Genomic DNA, 16091 nt, shown 5'->3' with positions numbered 1-16091 from the left:
CCCAGCCCCAGGCTCAATGCCCGTGGCTGCGGCCGACGTGGGATGGCTCGGCCTCGCTGGGGGCCACTGAACCGCTGACTTCCAGACGCTGGAGGATGCCGCAGTGATCCAGGTCCGGCCCTTCGCTGCAGCGCTGGCGCAGGTCCAGCAGTTGTTCCTGGAGCACCAGTAGCCCGTCGATGCGCGCCTTGACGTGATGGATGTGCTCGTCGATCAGGGCGTTGACGCTGGCGCACTGGCCTTCGGGGCTGTCCCGCAGGTTGAGCAGGCTGCGGATTTCCTCGAGGGTCATGTCCAGGCTGCGGCAGTTGCGGATAAAGGTCAGGCGCTCGGTGTGGGCCTGGGTGTAGAGGCGGTAGTTGCCTTCGCTGCGGGCCGGTTCCGGCAGCAGTCCTTCGCGCTCGTAGTAACGGATGGTCTCGACCTGACAGTCGGTGAGTTTCGCCAGTTCGCCAATCTTCATTGCCGTCGTCTCCGAATGGGTGCTTGACCCTATAGTGGCTACAGGGTGTTCACTTGGCAACAAGCACCTTTATACGGACGCGACCCCTATGAGCGACTCCATTCACAACCCGCGCAAACCCGACGCCCAGCACGCCCATGCTGATCACGATCACGATCACGATCACGATCACGATCACGATCACGATCATGACCATTCCCATGCCCCTGCGGGCAAGCTGCAGCCGGTCAAGGCGCATGATCACGCCACCCACGGTGCCTCCTGCTGCGGTTCTGCCGGCCCGGCGCCGTCCAAGGTCACCCTGAGCGAAACACCGACTGCCGGCGCGCGTCTGAGCAGCTTCCGCATTGAAGCCATGGATTGCCCCACCGAGCAGACCCTGATCCAGAACAAGCTGGGCAAGCTGGCGGGGGTTCAGGCGCTGGAGTTCAACCTGATGAACCGCGTGCTGGGGGTGACCCACGACCTGCCGAGCACGACGCCGATCATCGAAGCGATCAAATCCCTGGGCATGCACGCCGAGCCTCTGCAGCAGGACGGCGCCGAAGTCGCGCCTGCCGCAGCGCCGGTGAAGAAAGCCTGGTGGCCGCTGGCCCTGTCCGGTATCGGCGCGCTGGCCGCAGAAGTCATTCACTTCACCAATGCCGCCCCCGACTGGGTCGTGGCGCTGGTGGCCCTGGTGTCGATCCTCAGTGGCGGCCTGGGCACCTACAAGAAGGGCTGGATCGCCCTGAAGAACCGCAACCTGAATATCAATGCGCTGATGAGCATTGCCGTGACCGGTGCCGTGCTGATCGGCCAATGGCCGGAAGCGGCGATGGTGATGTTCCTGTTCACCGTGGCCGAGCTGATCGAGGCCCGCTCCCTGGACCGGGCGCGCAACGCCATCAGCGGCCTGATGCAGATGACCCCGGAACAGGTCACGGTGCAGCAGGCGGACGGCAGCTGGAGCGAACTGGAGGCGAAAAACGTCGAACTGGGCGCCCGCGTGCGAGTTCGCCCGGGAGAGCGCATCGGTCTGGACGGCGAGGTCGTGTCCGGCAGCTCCACCATCGATCAGGCGCCAATCACCGGTGAAAGCCTGCCGGTGGAAAAGACCGTGGGCGACAAGGTGTTCGCCGGCACCATCAACCAGGCCGGTTCCCTGGAATATCGCGTGACCGCCGCCGCCAACAACTCGACCCTGGCACGGATCATCCACGCCGTGGAGCAGGCTCAGGGCGCTCGGGCGCCGACCCAGCGCTTCGTCGATACCTTCTCGAAAATCTACACCCCGGCGGTATTCGCCTTCGCCCTGGCCGTGGCGCTGATTCCGCCGCTGTTCATGGGTGGCGTCTGGTTCGACTGGATCTACCGCGCCCTGGTGTTGCTGGTGGTGGCTTGTCCCTGTGCCCTGGTGATCTCCACCCCGGTGAGCATCGTCAGCGGCCTGGCGGCTGCGGCCCGCAAGGGCATCCTGGTCAAGGGCGGGGTCTACCTGGAGGGCGGTTACAAGCTCGACTACCTGGCCCTGGACAAGACCGGCACCATCACCCACGGCAAACCGGTACAGACCGATTTCCTGTCTCTGGACCCGTTGGCGCAGGACACGGCCCCGGCCCTGGCCGCGAGCCTGGCGGGACGTTCCGATCACCCGGTGTCCCTGGCCATTGCCCAGGCGGCTGTGGATAAACAGCTGGCCATGCACCCTGTGGATAACTTCGAAGCCCTGACCGGGCGCGGAGTGCGCGGCGAAATCAACGGTCAGCTGTATCACCTGGGCAACCACCGCCTGGTGGAAGAGCTGGGCCTGTGCTCCCCGGCCCTGGAGGAAAAACTCTTCGCCCTGGAGAAGCAGGGCAAGACCGTGGTCCTGTTGCTGGACAGCAATGGCCCCCTGGCGCTGTTCGCCGTGGCGGACACGGTCAAGGAATCCAGCCGCGAAGCCATCCAGCAGTTGCATGAGCTGGGGATCAAGACCCTGATGCTCACCGGCGACAACCCTCACACCGCCCAGGCCATTGCGGCCCAGGTGGGCATCGATCAGGCCCGGGGCGACCTGTTGCCCACCGACAAGCTGCAAGCTATCGAGGCGTTGTATGCCCAGGGGCATCGGGTGGGCATGGTGGGCGACGGCATCAACGACGCTCCGGCCCTGGCCCGGGCCGAGATAGGTTTCGCCATGGCCGCGGCGGGCACCGATACGGCCATTGAGACTGCGGATGTAGCGCTGATGGACGACGATCTGCGCAAGATTCCGGCTTTTATTCGCCTGTCGCGCCAGACCTCGGTGGTGCTCAAGCAAAATATCGCCCTGGCCCTGGTCATCAAGGCGATCTTTCTTGGGGTAACCTTTGCCGGGCTCGCCACCATGTGGATGGCGGTGTTTGCCGACATGGGCGTCAGCCTGCTGGTGGTATTCAACGGCCTGCGCCTGCTGCGCAAATAGGCCACCGTAGCGGCAAGCAACAAGCAACTGAGGGGAGAACCAGAGTGATGAACTCACACGCACCGGCTTCAGCTTGCGGCTTGCCGCTCAAAGCTTGCAGCTGCGGCAAGCCGCCATGCTGAGTGCCGAGCTGAAGGCTTTTTACATGGTCGCCCGCCTGGGCAGCATCACCCTGGCGGCGAAGAAGCTTGGCCTCAGTCAGCCGACGGTGACCACGCAGATCCGCAACCTGGAAAGCCAGTATTCGGTGGAACTGTTCTACCGCGGCGGTCGCCGCTTGAGCCTCAGCGACGAAGGCACGCGCCTGCTGCCCATGGTCAAGGACCTGTTGCAGCAGGAGGCTGACATCGAGTTCTTCCTGCGCAACAGCGGGCAGGTGCAGGGCACATTGCGCATCGCTGCCACCGCGCCGTACTACATCCTCGATCTGGTGAAGACTTTCCGCGAGCGATTGCCCCAGGTCGAAGTGTCGGTGGAGATCGGCAACTCCCAGCAAGTCCTCGAAGCCCTGGAAGACTACCGGGTGGATGTGGCGGCCTCCTCGCAACTGCTGGAGGACGCGCGGCTGATCCGTCGGGTATTGGGCAGCGATCCGCTGGTGCTGGCGGTGCATCGCAACCACCCCCTGGCGGCGCTGGATCACGTGCCGCTCAATGCCCTGGCCGGGCATACCCTGTTGATGCGTGAACCGGGCTCCACCACCCGCAGCCTTACTGAAACCTTGCTCAAGGATGCCCACGTCAGCTTTGGCCCGCTGCTGGAAATCGGCAGTCGCGAATCGATCCGCGAGGCGGTGCTGCGCAATATCGGCATCAGCATCATTGCCCGTCAGGAAGTGCCCCACGATCCGCAACTGCGGGTCCTGACCATCGAGCATGCCCCGCAGATCGTCGAGTACCTGTACTGCCTCAAGGAGCGCAAGAACGCGCGCCTGCCCGCGGCCTTCCTCGGCCTGGCCCAGGAAATGGCTCCCGCCTGAAAGACCTGCATCGGAGCAGCACCTGACTGACAGGTTGAACCAAAATCCCTGAATACCACTATCGGTCGTTTTTGCCTTACTGCCATATGGCCGACGCATTACAACTCTAGGATTTGCCTCATCTGCTAGATGAGGTCCGTCCATGAACCACTCCACTGCAACTGCCCTGAGCAACCCCGGCGCGCCGATGAAGGTGCGGGGCATCCAGAAGCGTTTTGGCGCCTTCACCGCCCTGGACAACGTGTCCCTGGACGTCGCGGCCGGCGAGCTGGTGTGCCTGCTGGGCCCGTCCGGCTGCGGCAAGACCACACTGCTGCGCTGCATCGCCGGCCTTGAGCGCCAGGACCAGGGCGAGTTGTACCTGGGGGATCGGGACGTTTCGCTGCTGGCGCCACAAGCCCGGGACTACGGCATCCTGTTCCAGTCCTACGCGCTGTTTCCCAATCTCACGGTGGAAGCCAACATCGCCTACGGCCTGGCCGGTAGTGGTCGTGAGGAAGTGCGCAAGCGTGTGGCACAGATGCTGGAACTGGTCGGGCTGACCGGCAGCGAGAAGAAATACCCCGGCCAGCTGTCTGGCGGCCAGCAGCAACGCGTCGCCCTGGCCCGTGCCCTGGCGCCGTCACCGTCGCTGCTGCTGTTGGACGAACCGATGTCGGCCCTGGACGCCCGGGTCCGCGAGCACTTGTGCACCGAGCTGCGCCAGCTGCAACGGCGTCTGGGGATCACCACCCTGATGGTCACCCACAATCAGGACGAGGCCATGTTGATGGCCGACCGCATCGCCGTGATGAACAACGGCAAGGTCGAGCAGTACGCCACGCCCCAGGAAATCTACGATCGTCCGGCTACGCCCTTCGTCGCCGAGTTCGTCGGCCAGGGCAACTGGCTGCCTTTTAGCCGCAACAGCGACAGCCACGCCCAGGTCGGCGGGATGAATGTGCGCCTGGCCGACGATTCGGCCAAGGCCGCTTCGGGTCGCCTGTTCTGCCGCCCGGAAGCCATCAGCGTGAACCCGCCGGTGCATGAGGAAAACCTGTTTCCGGCCAAGGTCCGCGAGATCACCTTCCTCGGTAATCGCTGCCGCATGAGCTTCGAACTCAACGAGCTGCCGGGGCATGCACTGCTGGCCGAGCTGGCCCCGGAAGCCATGCCGCGCCTGGGCGCCCAGGACATCTGGGTGGCCTTGCCGCCGCGCAGCCTCCAGGTGTTTGCCTAAGATGAGCGTGCCAATGTCCCTGCCGCTACCTGCCAAGCGGGCGCGCCAGGCTTCTCGTGCCGAGATCGGCGACCGTATCTTTGTCGTCGGCGGCAAGGTTCTGCTTCTGCTCCTGCTGGGTGTAGCGGTGCTGTTGCCCCTGTTGGCGATCTTCTGGCGCGGTTTCAGCGCCGAGGCCGGGCAGGGCGGTGGCTGGCTGGCGGCCCGTGAACTGGTGGCCAGCGACAACTTCCACTGGTTGCTGGGCAACAGCCTGAAAGTCTCCCTCAGCGTGGCCGCCATCGTGGTGCCCCTGGCTTATCTGTTCGCCTACGCGCTGCAACGCACGCTGATTCCCGGCAAGGGCTTGTGGCGTGGTCTTTCACTGTTGCCGCTGATGGCGCCGTCGATGCTGCCGGGCATTGCCCTGGTCTATCTGTTCGGCAACCAGGGGATGCTGCGTGGCCTGTTCGCCGAGAACATCTACGGCTTCTGGGGCATCGTCCTCGGCGAAGTCATCTACACCTTTCCCCATGCCCTGATGATCCTGCTCTCGGCCCTGTCCCTGGCGGATGCGCGGCTGTTCGACGCCGCATCGAGCATGGGCGCCAGCCCCGCCAAGGCCTTTCGCAGCATCACCTGGCCGGCCACCCGGCAAGCGGTGTTCGCCGCGTTCTGTCTGGTGTTCACCCTGACCATCACCGACTTCGGCGTGCCGGTGGTGGTGGGCGGCGACTATCAGGTCCTGGCCTTGGAGGCCTACAAGGCGGTGGTGGGCCAGCAGCAGTTCGGCCGCGGCGCCTTGATCGGCATGGTGTTGCTGCTGCCGGCGTTGTTCAGTTTCGGCGTCGATGCCTGGTTGCGCCGTCGTCATGGCGACTCCATGAGCGGTCGTGCCCAGGTGTTCAAACCGGCGCCGTCGCGGCTGCGCGATGGTTGCTACCTGGCCATCGTGCTGCTGATCTGCGCGACCTTGCTGCTGGTGTTCGGCATGGCGGTGTATTCCTCCCTGGTGAAGTTCTGGCCCTACAACCTGTCGCTGTCGCTGAACCACTACCAGTTCAACGACACCGCCGGTGGCGGCTGGCTGGCCTACCGCAACAGCCTGACCATGGCCCTGTGCACAGCGTTGATCGGCAGTGTGGTGATCTTCACGGGGGCCTACCTGATGGAGAAAACCAGCGGCCAGCGTGGCCTGAACCTGGCCTTGCGCATGCTCAGCTTCGTGCCGATGGCGGTGCCCGGTTTGGTGCTGGGCCTGGGCTACGTGTTCTTCTTCAACCTCAACGGCAATCCGCTGCATGTGTTCTACGGCAGCATGGCCCTGCTGGTGGTGTGCACCATCGCCCACTACCTGACCACCGCGCAGATGACTGCCACCACCGCCCTGCGCCAGCTGGATGCCGAGTTCGAGGCCGCCGCGCTGTCGCTCAAGGCGCCGCTGTACCGGCACTACCTGCGGGTTACCGTACCGATCTGCCTGCCGGCGTTGCTGGACATCGTGCGCTACCTGTTCGTCTCGGCCATGACCACGGTGTCGGCAGCGATCTTTCTCTACAGCCCCGACACCATCCTCGCCGCCGTGGCCGTGCTGAACATGGACGACGCCGGCAATGTGGGCGGCGCTGCGGCGATGTCGACCCTGATCCTGTTCACCTCGGCCGGCGTCTCGCTGCTGCTGGCCGGGGCTTCCCGCGGGCTGTTGCGCCGCTCCCAGGCCTGGCGGCAAAGCGCCCCGGGCCACTGATTTCCTGCTCACTCACCCTCTGATCTGCACTCACTAAGGAACCGCACCATGTTCAAGCCCCTGGCTCTTGCCGCTGCCGTCCTCTCTGCTGTCAGCCTGAACGCCTTTGCTGCGAAAACCGAACTGACGGTCTACACGGCCCTTGAAGCCGAGCAATTGAAGTCCTACAAGCAAGCCTTCGAAAAGGCCAACCCGGACGTGGAGATCAAGTGGGTGCGTGATTCCACCGGGATCATCACCGCCAAGCTGCTGGCGGAAAAAGCCCGGCCACAAGCGGACGCGGTCTGGGGCCTGGCGGCGTCCAGCCTGGCGATCCTCGATCAGCAGGGCATGCTGCAAAGCTACGCGCCCAAGGACCTGGGCAAGATCGGCCCGAACTACCGCGACGCCGCCAACCCACCGGCCTGGGTCGGCATGGACGTGTGGGCCGCGACCATCTGTTTCAACACCGTGGAGGCCGAGAAGCAGGGCCTGACCAAACCGGTGAGCTGGCAGGACCTGACCAAGCCCGAGTACAAGGGCAAGATCGTCATGCCCAACCCGGCGTCCTCGGGCACCGGCTTCCTTGACGTCAGCGCCTGGCTGCAGACCTTCGGCGAGAAACAGGGTTGGCAGTACATGGACGACCTGCACCAGAACATCGGCCAGTACGTCCACTCCGGTTCCAAGCCGTGCAAGCTGGCCGCCGCCGGCGAGTTCCCGATCGGCATTTCCTTCGAGTACCCGGCCGTGCAGCTCAAGCGCCAGGGCGCGCCGCTGGACATCATCCTGCCCAAGGAAGGCCTGGGCTGGGAAATCGAAGCCACGGCAGTGATCAAGGGCACCCCTCATGAAGAGGCGGCGAAGAAGCTCGCCGACTTCTCCGCCAGCCCCGAAGCCATGGAGCTGTACAAGGAAAACTTCGCTGTCCTGGCCCAGCCGGGTATCGCCAAGCCGCAGACCGAACTGCCAGCGGACTACGAGCAGCGCCTGATCAAGAATGACTTTGCCTGGGCCTCGAAGAACCGCGACCAGATCCTCGCCGAATGGCGCAAGCGCTATGACGGCAAGTCGGAAAAGGTTGCCAAGCAGTAACCGATCAATCGCTTTCGCCGGCCAGCCGCTTCTACCGGGTTTGTAGAAGCCGGCTCGCCGGCGAAGGCGCTTCCCACCAGGACACCACTCATGACCCATCACAGCGATCTACTGATCGTCGGCGCCGGCATCCTCGGCCTGTCCCACGCCTACGCGGCTGCCAAACGCGGTCTGCGGGTGCGAGTTTTCGAGCGCAGCGCCACGCCCCTGGGGGCTTCGGTGCGCAACTTCGGCCAGGCCCTGGTCACCGGCCAGCCACCTGGCCCCATGCTGGAGCTGGCCCGTGCCAGCCGAGAGATCTGGGCGGACTGGCAGCAACTGGCCGGCTTGCCACTCAAGCGCAACGGTTCTTACCTGTTCGCCCGCAACGAAGCCGAAGAGCAGTTGCTGGAGGCCTTCTGTGCCGGCCGCGCGCGCGAGCACGGCTACCGCGTCGAGCTGCTTCAGGGCGCGGCGCTGAATGATCTGTACGGCGGTCAATTCCGCCATCACCGGGCGGCGTTGCACGGTCTGGACGACCAGCAACTGTATTCCCGGGAAGCCATCCCGCTGTTGATCGACTATCTGCGCCGCGACCTGGGGGTGCAGTTCCACTTTTCGACCCTGGTGCGTGACATCGAGCCGGGGCAACTGCACAGCACCGCTGGCCGCTTCCACGCGCCACGCATCGTGCTGTGTTCGGGGCACGATTATCAGACCCTGCTGGCCGAGCAGATCGCCGCCTTGCAACCGCAGATCTGCCGCTTGCAGATGCTTCGCGCCCGGCCCCAGGTCAACCTGAACCTGCAACATGCGTTGCTCACCGGGCTCAGTTGCGTGCATTACGGCGCCTTTGCCGATCTGCCAGAAGCGGCCGCCGTACAGGCGCAGATCCTGCGTGAAGCGCCACACCTGCATGAGCACGGCATCCATTTGCTGATCAGCCCAACCCCCTATGGCGAGGTGATCATCGGCGATTCCCATGATTACGGCAGCGATCCGTCGCCTTTCAATGGCGAACAGGTGGATAACTGGTTGATCGAGCTGGCCGAGCAGACCCTGGGCTGCAAGGTCCAGGTGGTGGAGCGCTGGCAGGGCGTCTATGGTGCTCGCGGGCCCGGGCCGTTCTCCTTCCTGGAGGCGGCACCCGGGGTTCATGTGGCGCTGATGCACACCGGGGTCGGCATGAGCGTCGGTCCGGCCATGGCCGAGGGCAATATCGTCCGGGTACTGGAGGAGGCGTGATGAGTCGCCAGCAAGTGATTGACGAGGTTTTCGGCCTGTACGAGCGCTTTGGCGATGACGACTACATCGGCGAGCCGGTGTCGCAGATCGAGCATATGTCCCAGGCGGCGCAGTTGGCCCTGGCGGAAGGTTATGACGACGAAGTGGTGCTGGCGGCGTTCTTCCACGATATCGGGCACATCTGTCAGCAGGATGCCGAGAACATGGGCGGTTTTGGCGTGGTCAGCCATGAGCGCCTGGGGGCCGATTATCTGCGCCGGGCGGGCTTCAGCGAGCGCCTGGCACGACTGGTGGAATACCACGTCCAGGCCAAGCGTTACCTGACGTTCAAGGAGCCGGGGTACTACCAGCGGCTGAGCGAGGCCAGCCGACGCACCCTGGCGTATCAGGGTGGGGTGATGAGCGCGGCAGAGGCGGCGGCCTTTGAACTCGACCCGCTGTGTGCGTTGAGCTTGCGCATGCGTCACTGGGACGAGCAGGCCAAGGAAATGTGGGTGCCGGTGATGGACCTGCAGATCCTCAAGGACAAGGCCTTGGCGCTGCTTTGATCGTGGTTCAGGCTTGGTTTTTGTAGCCGCTGCCGCAGGCTGCGAACGGCTCCGCAGGAGGCGCCGCTTTTGGGAGTGTTGAAGGTCCTGCGGCCCTTGGCGCAGCCTCGCGGGCTCGGCAGCGGCTACAGCAGATGTTGAGCCAGGGCCTCGATCTGCTCCTGGCGCTCGGCCTGGCTCAGGCGCGCATGGGGATTGAGCGACGACCACTGCGGATGAGCCCGAGCCTTGCTCAAGGCTGGCGGCAACTTGCCCTCGCGCCAGCTCTTATCCTCCGGCGTGGCCAGGCGGATGCTGTCCATGGCCGCGTGCCCGCGCAGGTTCAGCGCCTGCACCAGCTGCCGCTGACGCAGGGCCAACAGCCGCAGCACGCTGTCGTCCACGGTCAATTCGCGCTGGCCCTTGAGCTTGCCCAGCAGGCGACTGCCATAACTGCGTGCGGTCTGCAGCGCGCCGCCGGCAATGGCCCCGGCCAACGCCGCGGCGCCCAGGGTCAAGCCGCCCACCAGCAGATCCACGCCGGCCCCGGCCGCCGCGCCCGCGGCAATCCCGCCACCGACACGCACCCCCAGTTGCTTGAGGGTTTCCGGGTTGAACAGGTCGTCGCCCCAGCGCCCATCCAGCAGCGGCAGATCGCTGGCCGAGGCGTCCTGAGGGCGGAAAGCGTAGAGCTTGAGCAGGGCTTCGACGCAGCGCTGTTCACGCTGGCGAATCGCCTGACGCAACTCGCTGATGGCTTGCTGTTCCTGCTGAGTGTCGCTGGCTACGCTGCGGCGGCAGGCGGCGCAGTCCACCAGCAGTTCGGCAATCAGCCGCGCCGCACTTTGCTGGCGCACCAGGCGTTGGGCCTGCTGGTCGTCGATCAGCCGTTGCAAGGCCGGGCGCGCATGCTCCAGCAGCAGGGACAGGCTTTCATACAGGCGCCGTTCGCCGTCTTCCGGTGGCGCCACGCTGTCGAACCGCACCAGGGCGTGCAGCCCCAGGCGGGCCAGGGCTTCGCGCCAATCGCCTTCACGCTGCTCGGCGCTGCTGACGAAGTTCAGCACCGGCAGCAGCGGCTTGCCGCAGCCGCTCAGCACTTCCAGCTCATCCCGGTACTTGGCCAGCACCGGTTCCCGGGCGTCGATCACATAGAGCCCGGCGTCCGAGGCCAGCAGCTGGCGCAGGACCTTGGCTTCCTGCTCGAAGCGTTGCCGAGCCTCGCTGCCGTCGAGAAAGCGTGCCAGCCGGGCCGGGCCGTCCAGGCGCTCGCCCGGGCGTTCCAGGCGCTCCAGATAGTCCAGCAGGGCGATGGCGTCTTCCAGGCCCGGGGTGTCGTAGAGCTCCAGCAGGGGCTGGCCATCCACCGACAGGCGGGCGCCCTCCACATGCCGGGTGGTGCTGGGGCGGTGGGAGACTTCGCCAAAGTCCACGTCCCGGGTCAGGGTGCGCAGCAGCGAGGTCTTGCCGACGTTGGTGTGGCCGACCACCGCCAGTTTCAGCGGCTTTTGGCGAGCATCAGTCATGACCGGTCTCCAGCCAGTTGAGGGGCGCGCAATCGGCGAACGGCAGCTCCAGCTGCTGCAGGGCGGTGTGCCAATCGCCCAGGCGGTCGGCATCCAGGGCCTGGCCGGGCGGAGCTTGCAGCAGCCAGACCCGGGTGGCCGTGGCGCTGCGGGCCAGTTCGGCGATCAGTCCCAGGCTGCCGCGATCCGGCGAGCGTCGCGGATCGCAGGCGATCACCAGGCGCGCCGGGGGGAAGCGGCTCATCTGTTCCAGCAGGCGGTTGCGCGACTCGCGGCTGTCGAGGATGCCGGCATTCTTGACGCTGTCCGGCAGTTGCGGTGGCCAGGGGCGCTGCTCGTCCAGCTCGATGGCCACCAGCAAGGCGCCGCTGCTGTCCTGGGCGCTGACGCCGCCTTCGACGCGATGCAGTTGCTCGGGTGCCGCATCGTTGACCCCAAGGCGTTCGCTGCTGGGCATCAGGCGTTCACGCAACTGGCTGTAGCCCGGCAGCTTGAGGTCCAGTTGCAGGCGGGCCAGACCGTGTTTCCAGCGCCAGCGGCAGAACAGCATCAGCACCAGGCGTGGCAGTACGCCGTAGATCACCACCAGCACCACCAGCCAGATGGCCCAGGATTGGCGGACCAGCTCGGTGTTGTAGACGTCCCGGGTGCTGGCCTGGATGCTCGCCAAGCTCGGCGCGCCAAAGCCCAGGCCACGGGGCAGGGCACTCAAGGTGTTGGTAATGGCCACGAAGGCATCGGCGCCCAGCAGGGTGCTTTCCCAGACAAAGCTGTAGCGGTGGGTGGTCAGCAGCAACAGCAGCATGACCACGGCGCTGAACAGGGCCAGGCACCACAGGCCGTTGACCAGGGCGCCCAGGGCCCAGCGATTGAGCTTGCGCCGCTGCAGCAACAGCAACAGGGCCGGTGGCAACTGTGCGGCTTTGGCGTCGCGGGAGAACTTTTCACTCAGCCATAGCCACAGCCGGCCCAGGCTGGCGCTGTGCTCGCCGGCGAACAGCAGACCGATCAGCCAGCTCAGCAGCAGGATCAGGTTCAGGCCCAGCAGGCTGCCCAGGGCCCAGAACACATTGACCGGTTGCTGGGTGTTGCCCAGGGCGCTGAAGGCCAGACCGGCACCGCTGAGGACCGCCAATACTGCCAGCATCAGCAAGGCCAGGCGGGCGCCTTGCAGCCAGTGCAGCAAAGCGCTGTGCAGGCCGTCGCGCTGGGCCAGCCACAGGGCACGGGTCTGGATGCGGGTCGCCAGGTCGCCGCCCTGGTTGCGGGCCAGGCGGTTGGCTTCCTGATCGTCCAGTGGCCCGGCGTGCTCCTCGCGCAGGCGCACGGTTTCGGCCAACCACAGTCGTTGCAGGGGAGTCAGTGCAGTCACGCGTCATTCCATCGCTTTAAAGTGCGCTGAGCATAACTGCTGCAGCGGCGGTCGGGTGAAGTTGCCAGGCTTGGGCCCTCTGGTATCCTCGCCGGCATGAAAAAATCTCTCCCTCTCAGCCTGATCGCGGCCCTCGGTGAAAACCGCGTGATCGGCGTCGACAACAGCATGCCCTGGCACTTGCCGGGGGATTTCAAATACTTCAAGGCCACGACCCTGGGCAAGCCGATCATCATGGGGCGCAAGACCTGGGACTCCCTGGGCCGGCCCTTGCCGGGGCGGTTGAACATCGTGGTCAGTCGTCAGACCGATCTGGTGCTCGAAGGTGCCGAGGTTTATCCGTCATTGGCTGCCGCGGTGGCCCGGGCCGAGGAGTGGGCCCTGGAGCAGGGGGCCGACGAGCTGATGCTGATAGGCGGCGCGCAGCTCTATAGCCAAGGCCTGGAGCAGGCCGATCGTCTGTATCTGACGCGGGTGGCCTTGAGCCCGGAAGGGGATGCCTGGTTTCCAGCGTTCGATCTGGACCAATGGCAGTTGGTGTCGGATGTGCCGAATCCGCCGGAAGGGGACAAGCCGGCGTACCGCTTCGAGGTGTGGGAGAAGCATTAAGCGCTTCGCCGGCAAGTCGTCCCTTGTAGGAGGTGGCTTGCCGGCGAAGAGGTCAATCAAGCCTGAGCCAGTTCCGCGTGCTCATCGGCGTCCAGCAACGCCTTGTCGGTTTGCTGCATCACTTGGCTGGTGATGGCGCCGGCGGTCATCGAACCGCTGACGTTCAGCGCCGTGCGGCCCATGTCGATCAGCGGCTCCACGGAAATCAGCAACGCCACCAATGACACCGGCAAGCCCATGGCCGGCAGCACGATCAGCGCGGCGAAGGTCGCGCCGCCGCCTACGCCGGCCACGCCCGCGGAACTCAAGGTCACGATAGCCACCAGGGTGGCGATCCACAGCGGGTCCAGTGGGTTGATGCCCACGGTGGGGGCAACCATCACCGCCAGCATGGCCGGGTACAGGCCGGCGCAGCCGTTCTGGCCGATGGTGGCGCCGAACGAGGCGGCAAAGCTGGCGATGGACTGGGGAATGCCCAGGCGCCGGGTCTGGGCTTCGATGCTCAGGGGAATGCTGGCGGCGCTGGAGCGGCTGGTGAAGGCGAAGGTCAGCACCGGCCAGATCTTGCGGAAGAAGCGCAGCGGGTTGATCCCGGCCAGGGCCACCAGCAGGCCGTGGACCACGAACATCAGGCCCAGGCCGAGGTAGGACACCACCACGAAACTGCCAAGCTTGATGATGTCCTGCAGGTTGGAACCGGCCACCACCTTGGTCATCAGCGCCAGCACGCCGTACGGGGTCAGTTTCATCACCAGGCGCACCAGGCGCATCACCCAGGCTTGCAGGGTGTCGATGGCGTTGAGCACTTTCTGACCCTTGTCGGCATCATCCTTGAGCAGCTGCAGCGCCGCGACACCGAGGAAGGCGGCGAAGATCACCACGCTGATGATCGAGGTCGGCTTGGCCCGGGCCAGGTCGGCGAAAGGGTTCTGCGGGATGAACGACAGCAGCAACTGCGGCACGTTGAGGTCGGCGACCTTGCCGGCGTAATCGCTCTGGATCACTTGCAGGCGGGCCATTTCCTGGGTGCCGGCCACCAGCCCTTCGGCCGTCAGGCCGAACAGGTTGGTCAGGCCGATGCCCACCAGCGCTGCGATGGCGGTGGTGAACAGCAGGGTGCCGATGGTCAGGAAGCTGATCTTGCCCAGGGACGAGGCGTTGTGCAGGCGGGCCACGGCGCTGAGGATCGAGGCGAACACCAGTGGGATCACGATCATCTGCAGCAACTGCACGTAGCCATTGCCCACCAGGTCGAACCAGCTGATGGAGGCCTTGAGCACCGGGTGGCCGGCGCCGTAGAGGCTGTGCAGGGCGATGCCGAAGACCACGCCCAGCACCAGGGCCAGCAGGACCTTCTTGGCCAGGCTCCAGGTGGTGTGGCGGGTTTGTGCCAGGCCCAGCAGCAGGGCCAGGAACACCAGCAGGTTGAGGATCAGCGGCAGATTCATTGGGGCTCCGATAAGACTTGTGTCAATCGCGGCTCAGGGCGATTGCGAACCGGCAAGCCTAACAGCTTGAAATCTATTGAATTAATAACGATATCGCATGGCAACTGTCGTTTTTGGAATAAGCGGCTGACGCTCAGGCGCATGTGGTTGGCGCTCTCGGGACGCAAGCGGTCGTGTAGAGACGGGAACTGTCACAGGGATTTGTTAGCGTCGAACCTTTCACTCAGGGAGAAACCGCAGATGAAGTTCGCGCCGAAATTTCTAGCCGTTGCACTCTGCCTGGGCCTTGCCGGCCAGGCCTTCGCTACCGAGTTGAAGCACTGGCCGCAGGAGCAGGCCAAGCAGCTGGACGCGATGATCGCGGCCAACGCCAACAAGGGTAACTTCGCGGTGTTCGACATGGACAACACCAGTTATCGCTACGACCTGGAAGAGTCCCTGCTGCCCTTCATGGAAAACAAGGGGCTGATCACCCGCGAGACCCTCGACCCGTCGCTGAAACTGATTCCGTTCAAGGACACCGCCGAGCACAAGGAAAGTCTGTTCAGCTACTACTACCGCCTGTGTGAAATCGACGACATGGTCTGCTACCCCTGGGTGGCCCAGGTGTTCTCCGGCTTCACCCTCAAGGAACTCAAGGGCTACGTCGACGAGCTGATGGCCTCCGGCAAGCCGGTGCCGAGCACCTATTACGACGGTGACGTGGTCAAGACCATCGAGGTCAACCCGCCCAAGGTCTTCACCGGGCAGACCGAGCTGTACAACAAACTGATGGAGAACGGCATCGAGGTCTATGTGATGACCGCCGCCTCCGAAGAACTGGTGCGCATGGTCGCCTCCGATCCCAAGTACGGCTACAACGTCAAGCCGCAGAACGTGATTGGCGTAACCACCCTGCTCAAGGACCGCAAGACCGGCGCCCTGACCACCGCGCGCAAGCAGATCACCGACGGCAAGTACGACGAGAAAGCCAACCTTGGCCTGGAGCTGACGCCTTACCTGTGGACCCCGGCCACCTGGATGGCGGGCAAGCATGCGGCGATCCTGACCTACATCGACGAGTGGAAGAAACCGGTGCTGGTAGGTGGCGACACCCCGACCAGCGACGGCTACATGCTGTTCCATGATGTGGACGTGGCCAAGGGCGGCATCCACCTGTGGATCAACCGCAAGGACAAGTACATGACCCAGCTCAACGGCATGATGGCCAAGCACGCCGCGGCCCAGGCCAAGGAAGGGCTGCCGGTGACGGCGGACAAGAACTGGGTAATCGTCAAGCCCGAAGACATCCAGTAATCCTGCCTCTACACCGCCCCTCTGTAGGAGCCGGCTTGCCGGCGAACAGGCCTTTGGGTCTGGCGTCGTCCTCGCGGACGCTTTCGCTGGCAATCCAGCTCCTACGGTAAACCGATCCGCCAAGCCGCTTTCATCCGTAGGAGCCGGCTTGCCGGCGAAGAGGTCCTTGGATCTGGCATCGCCCTTGTGGACGCTTTCGC

13 protein-coding genes are annotated in these 16091 nt (G+C 64.8%); 9 read left to right on the top strand and 4 right to left on the bottom strand.

Annotated elements, in window-relative coordinates:
• Positions 1 to 13: 13 nt before the first annotated feature.
• Positions 14 to 463 carry a Cd(II)/Pb(II)-responsive transcriptional regulator gene (cadR, locus tag KHO49_RS14950; protein ID WP_092308673.1) on the bottom strand — a complete coding sequence of 150 codons (450 nt, stop codon included), beginning with the start codon at positions 461 to 463 and terminating at the stop codon, positions 14 to 16.
• Between the two features lie 88 nt (positions 464 to 551).
• Here cadR and KHO49_RS14945 point away from each other — a divergent pair, with 88 nt between their 5' ends.
• The 7 genes from KHO49_RS14945 (at position 552) to KHO49_RS14915 (ending at position 9661) form a co-directional block, all read left to right on the top strand.
• On the top strand, positions 552 to 2891 hold the full coding sequence (locus tag KHO49_RS14945) for a heavy metal translocating P-type ATPase (protein ID WP_213665214.1): 2340 nt from the start codon (positions 552 to 554) through the stop codon (positions 2889 to 2891).
• A gap of 115 nt (positions 2892 to 3006) precedes the next feature.
• Entirely contained in the window at positions 3007 to 3870 is an 864-nt protein-coding gene (locus KHO49_RS14940) for a LysR family transcriptional regulator (RefSeq protein ID WP_102881471.1), read from the top strand.
• Between the two features lie 142 nt (positions 3871 to 4012).
• Complete coding sequence (locus KHO49_RS14935; protein WP_102881196.1) at positions 4013 to 5089, top strand: putative 2-aminoethylphosphonate ABC transporter ATP-binding protein; 1077 nt, start codon at positions 4013 to 4015, stop codon at positions 5087 to 5089.
• Between the two features lies 1 nt (position 5090).
• A complete protein-coding gene (locus tag KHO49_RS14930) occupies positions 5091 to 6815 on the top strand; it encodes a putative 2-aminoethylphosphonate ABC transporter permease subunit (RefSeq protein ID WP_102881195.1) in 1725 nt (574 codons plus the stop codon).
• 48 nt (positions 6816 to 6863) lie between these two features.
• Complete coding sequence (locus tag KHO49_RS14925) at positions 6864 to 7889, top strand: putative 2-aminoethylphosphonate ABC transporter substrate-binding protein (RefSeq protein WP_102881194.1); 1026 nt, start codon at positions 6864 to 6866, stop codon at positions 7887 to 7889.
• A gap of 90 nt (positions 7890 to 7979) precedes the next feature.
• Positions 7980 to 9113, top strand: coding sequence for a TIGR03364 family FAD-dependent oxidoreductase (locus KHO49_RS14920; RefSeq protein WP_213665213.1), 1134 nt, complete (start codon positions 7980 to 7982; stop codon positions 9111 to 9113).
• Positions 9113 to 9661 carry a phosphonate degradation HD-domain oxygenase gene (locus tag KHO49_RS14915; protein ID WP_102881192.1) on the top strand — a complete coding sequence of 183 codons (549 nt, stop codon included), beginning with the start codon at positions 9113 to 9115 and terminating at the stop codon, positions 9659 to 9661. Before KHO49_RS14920 ends, KHO49_RS14915 begins: the two co-directional genes overlap by 1 nt.
• Before the next feature lie 125 nt (positions 9662 to 9786).
• On the opposite strand, the gene KHO49_RS14910 is transcribed toward KHO49_RS14915, so the two are convergent.
• Positions 9787 to 11166 carry a GTPase/DUF3482 domain-containing protein gene (locus tag KHO49_RS14910; protein ID WP_110594304.1) on the bottom strand — a complete coding sequence of 460 codons (1380 nt, stop codon included), beginning with the start codon at positions 11164 to 11166 and terminating at the stop codon, positions 9787 to 9789.
• A complete protein-coding gene (locus tag KHO49_RS14905) occupies positions 11159 to 12538 on the bottom strand; it encodes a DUF2868 domain-containing protein (RefSeq protein WP_213665212.1) in 1380 nt (459 codons plus the stop codon). Before KHO49_RS14905 ends, KHO49_RS14910 begins: the two co-directional genes overlap by 8 nt.
• Before the next feature lie 96 nt (positions 12539 to 12634).
• Between KHO49_RS14905 and KHO49_RS14900 the strand changes: the two genes are divergently transcribed.
• The gene (locus KHO49_RS14900) at positions 12635 to 13147 is read left to right on the top strand and encodes a dihydrofolate reductase (RefSeq protein WP_213665211.1); all 513 of its coding nucleotides are present in this window, start codon (positions 12635 to 12637) and stop codon (positions 13145 to 13147) included.
• 56 nt (positions 13148 to 13203) lie between these two features.
• Here KHO49_RS14900 and KHO49_RS14895 read toward each other — a convergent pair whose 3' ends face one another.
• On the bottom strand, positions 13204 to 14595 hold the full coding sequence (locus KHO49_RS14895) for an L-cystine transporter (RefSeq protein ID WP_102881188.1): 1392 nt from the start codon (positions 14593 to 14595) through the stop codon (positions 13204 to 13206).
• A 240-nt stretch (positions 14596 to 14835) separates the two neighbouring features.
• Here KHO49_RS14895 and KHO49_RS14890 point away from each other — a divergent pair, with 240 nt between their 5' ends.
• Positions 14836 to 15891 carry an HAD family hydrolase gene (locus tag KHO49_RS14890; RefSeq protein ID WP_102862110.1) on the top strand — a complete coding sequence of 352 codons (1056 nt, stop codon included), beginning with the start codon at positions 14836 to 14838 and terminating at the stop codon, positions 15889 to 15891.
• Positions 15892 to 16091 lie beyond the last annotated feature (200 nt).

This window comes from Pseudomonas sp. RC4D1, assembly GCF_018390395.1.
Taxonomy (GTDB): domain Bacteria; phylum Pseudomonadota; class Gammaproteobacteria; order Pseudomonadales; family Pseudomonadaceae; genus Aquipseudomonas; species Aquipseudomonas danubii.
This window is presented reverse-complemented; position numbering and strand designations above follow the sequence as displayed.

Coding starts and splice junctions, on each gene's coding strand:
- KHO49_RS14940 (WP_102881471.1), top strand. CDS start 3,007: ATGCTGAGTGCCGAGCTGAAGGCTTTTTACATGGTCGCCCGCCTGGGC.
- KHO49_RS14945 (WP_213665214.1), top strand. CDS start 552: ATGAGCGACTCCATTCACAACCCGCGCAAACCCGACGCCCAGCACGCC.
- KHO49_RS14920 (WP_213665213.1), top strand. CDS start 7,980: ATGACCCATCACAGCGATCTACTGATCGTCGGCGCCGGCATCCTCGGC.
- KHO49_RS14910 (WP_110594304.1), bottom strand. CDS start 11,166: ATGACTGATGCTCGCCAAAAGCCGCTGAAACTGGCGGTGGTCGGCCAC.
- KHO49_RS14935 (WP_102881196.1), top strand. CDS start 4,013: ATGAACCACTCCACTGCAACTGCCCTGAGCAACCCCGGCGCGCCGATG.
- KHO49_RS14915 (WP_102881192.1), top strand. CDS start 9,113: ATGAGTCGCCAGCAAGTGATTGACGAGGTTTTCGGCCTGTACGAGCGC.
- cadR (WP_092308673.1), bottom strand. CDS start 463: ATGAAGATTGGCGAACTGGCGAAACTCACCGACTGTCAGGTCGAGACC.
- KHO49_RS14930 (WP_102881195.1), top strand. CDS start 5,091: ATGAGCGTGCCAATGTCCCTGCCGCTACCTGCCAAGCGGGCGCGCCAG.
- KHO49_RS14895 (WP_102881188.1), bottom strand. CDS start 14,595: ATGAATCTGCCGCTGATCCTCAACCTGCTGGTGTTCCTGGCCCTGCTG.
- KHO49_RS14900 (WP_213665211.1), top strand. CDS start 12,635: ATGAAAAAATCTCTCCCTCTCAGCCTGATCGCGGCCCTCGGTGAAAAC.
- KHO49_RS14925 (WP_102881194.1), top strand. CDS start 6,864: ATGTTCAAGCCCCTGGCTCTTGCCGCTGCCGTCCTCTCTGCTGTCAGC.
- KHO49_RS14890 (WP_102862110.1), top strand. CDS start 14,836: ATGAAGTTCGCGCCGAAATTTCTAGCCGTTGCACTCTGCCTGGGCCTT.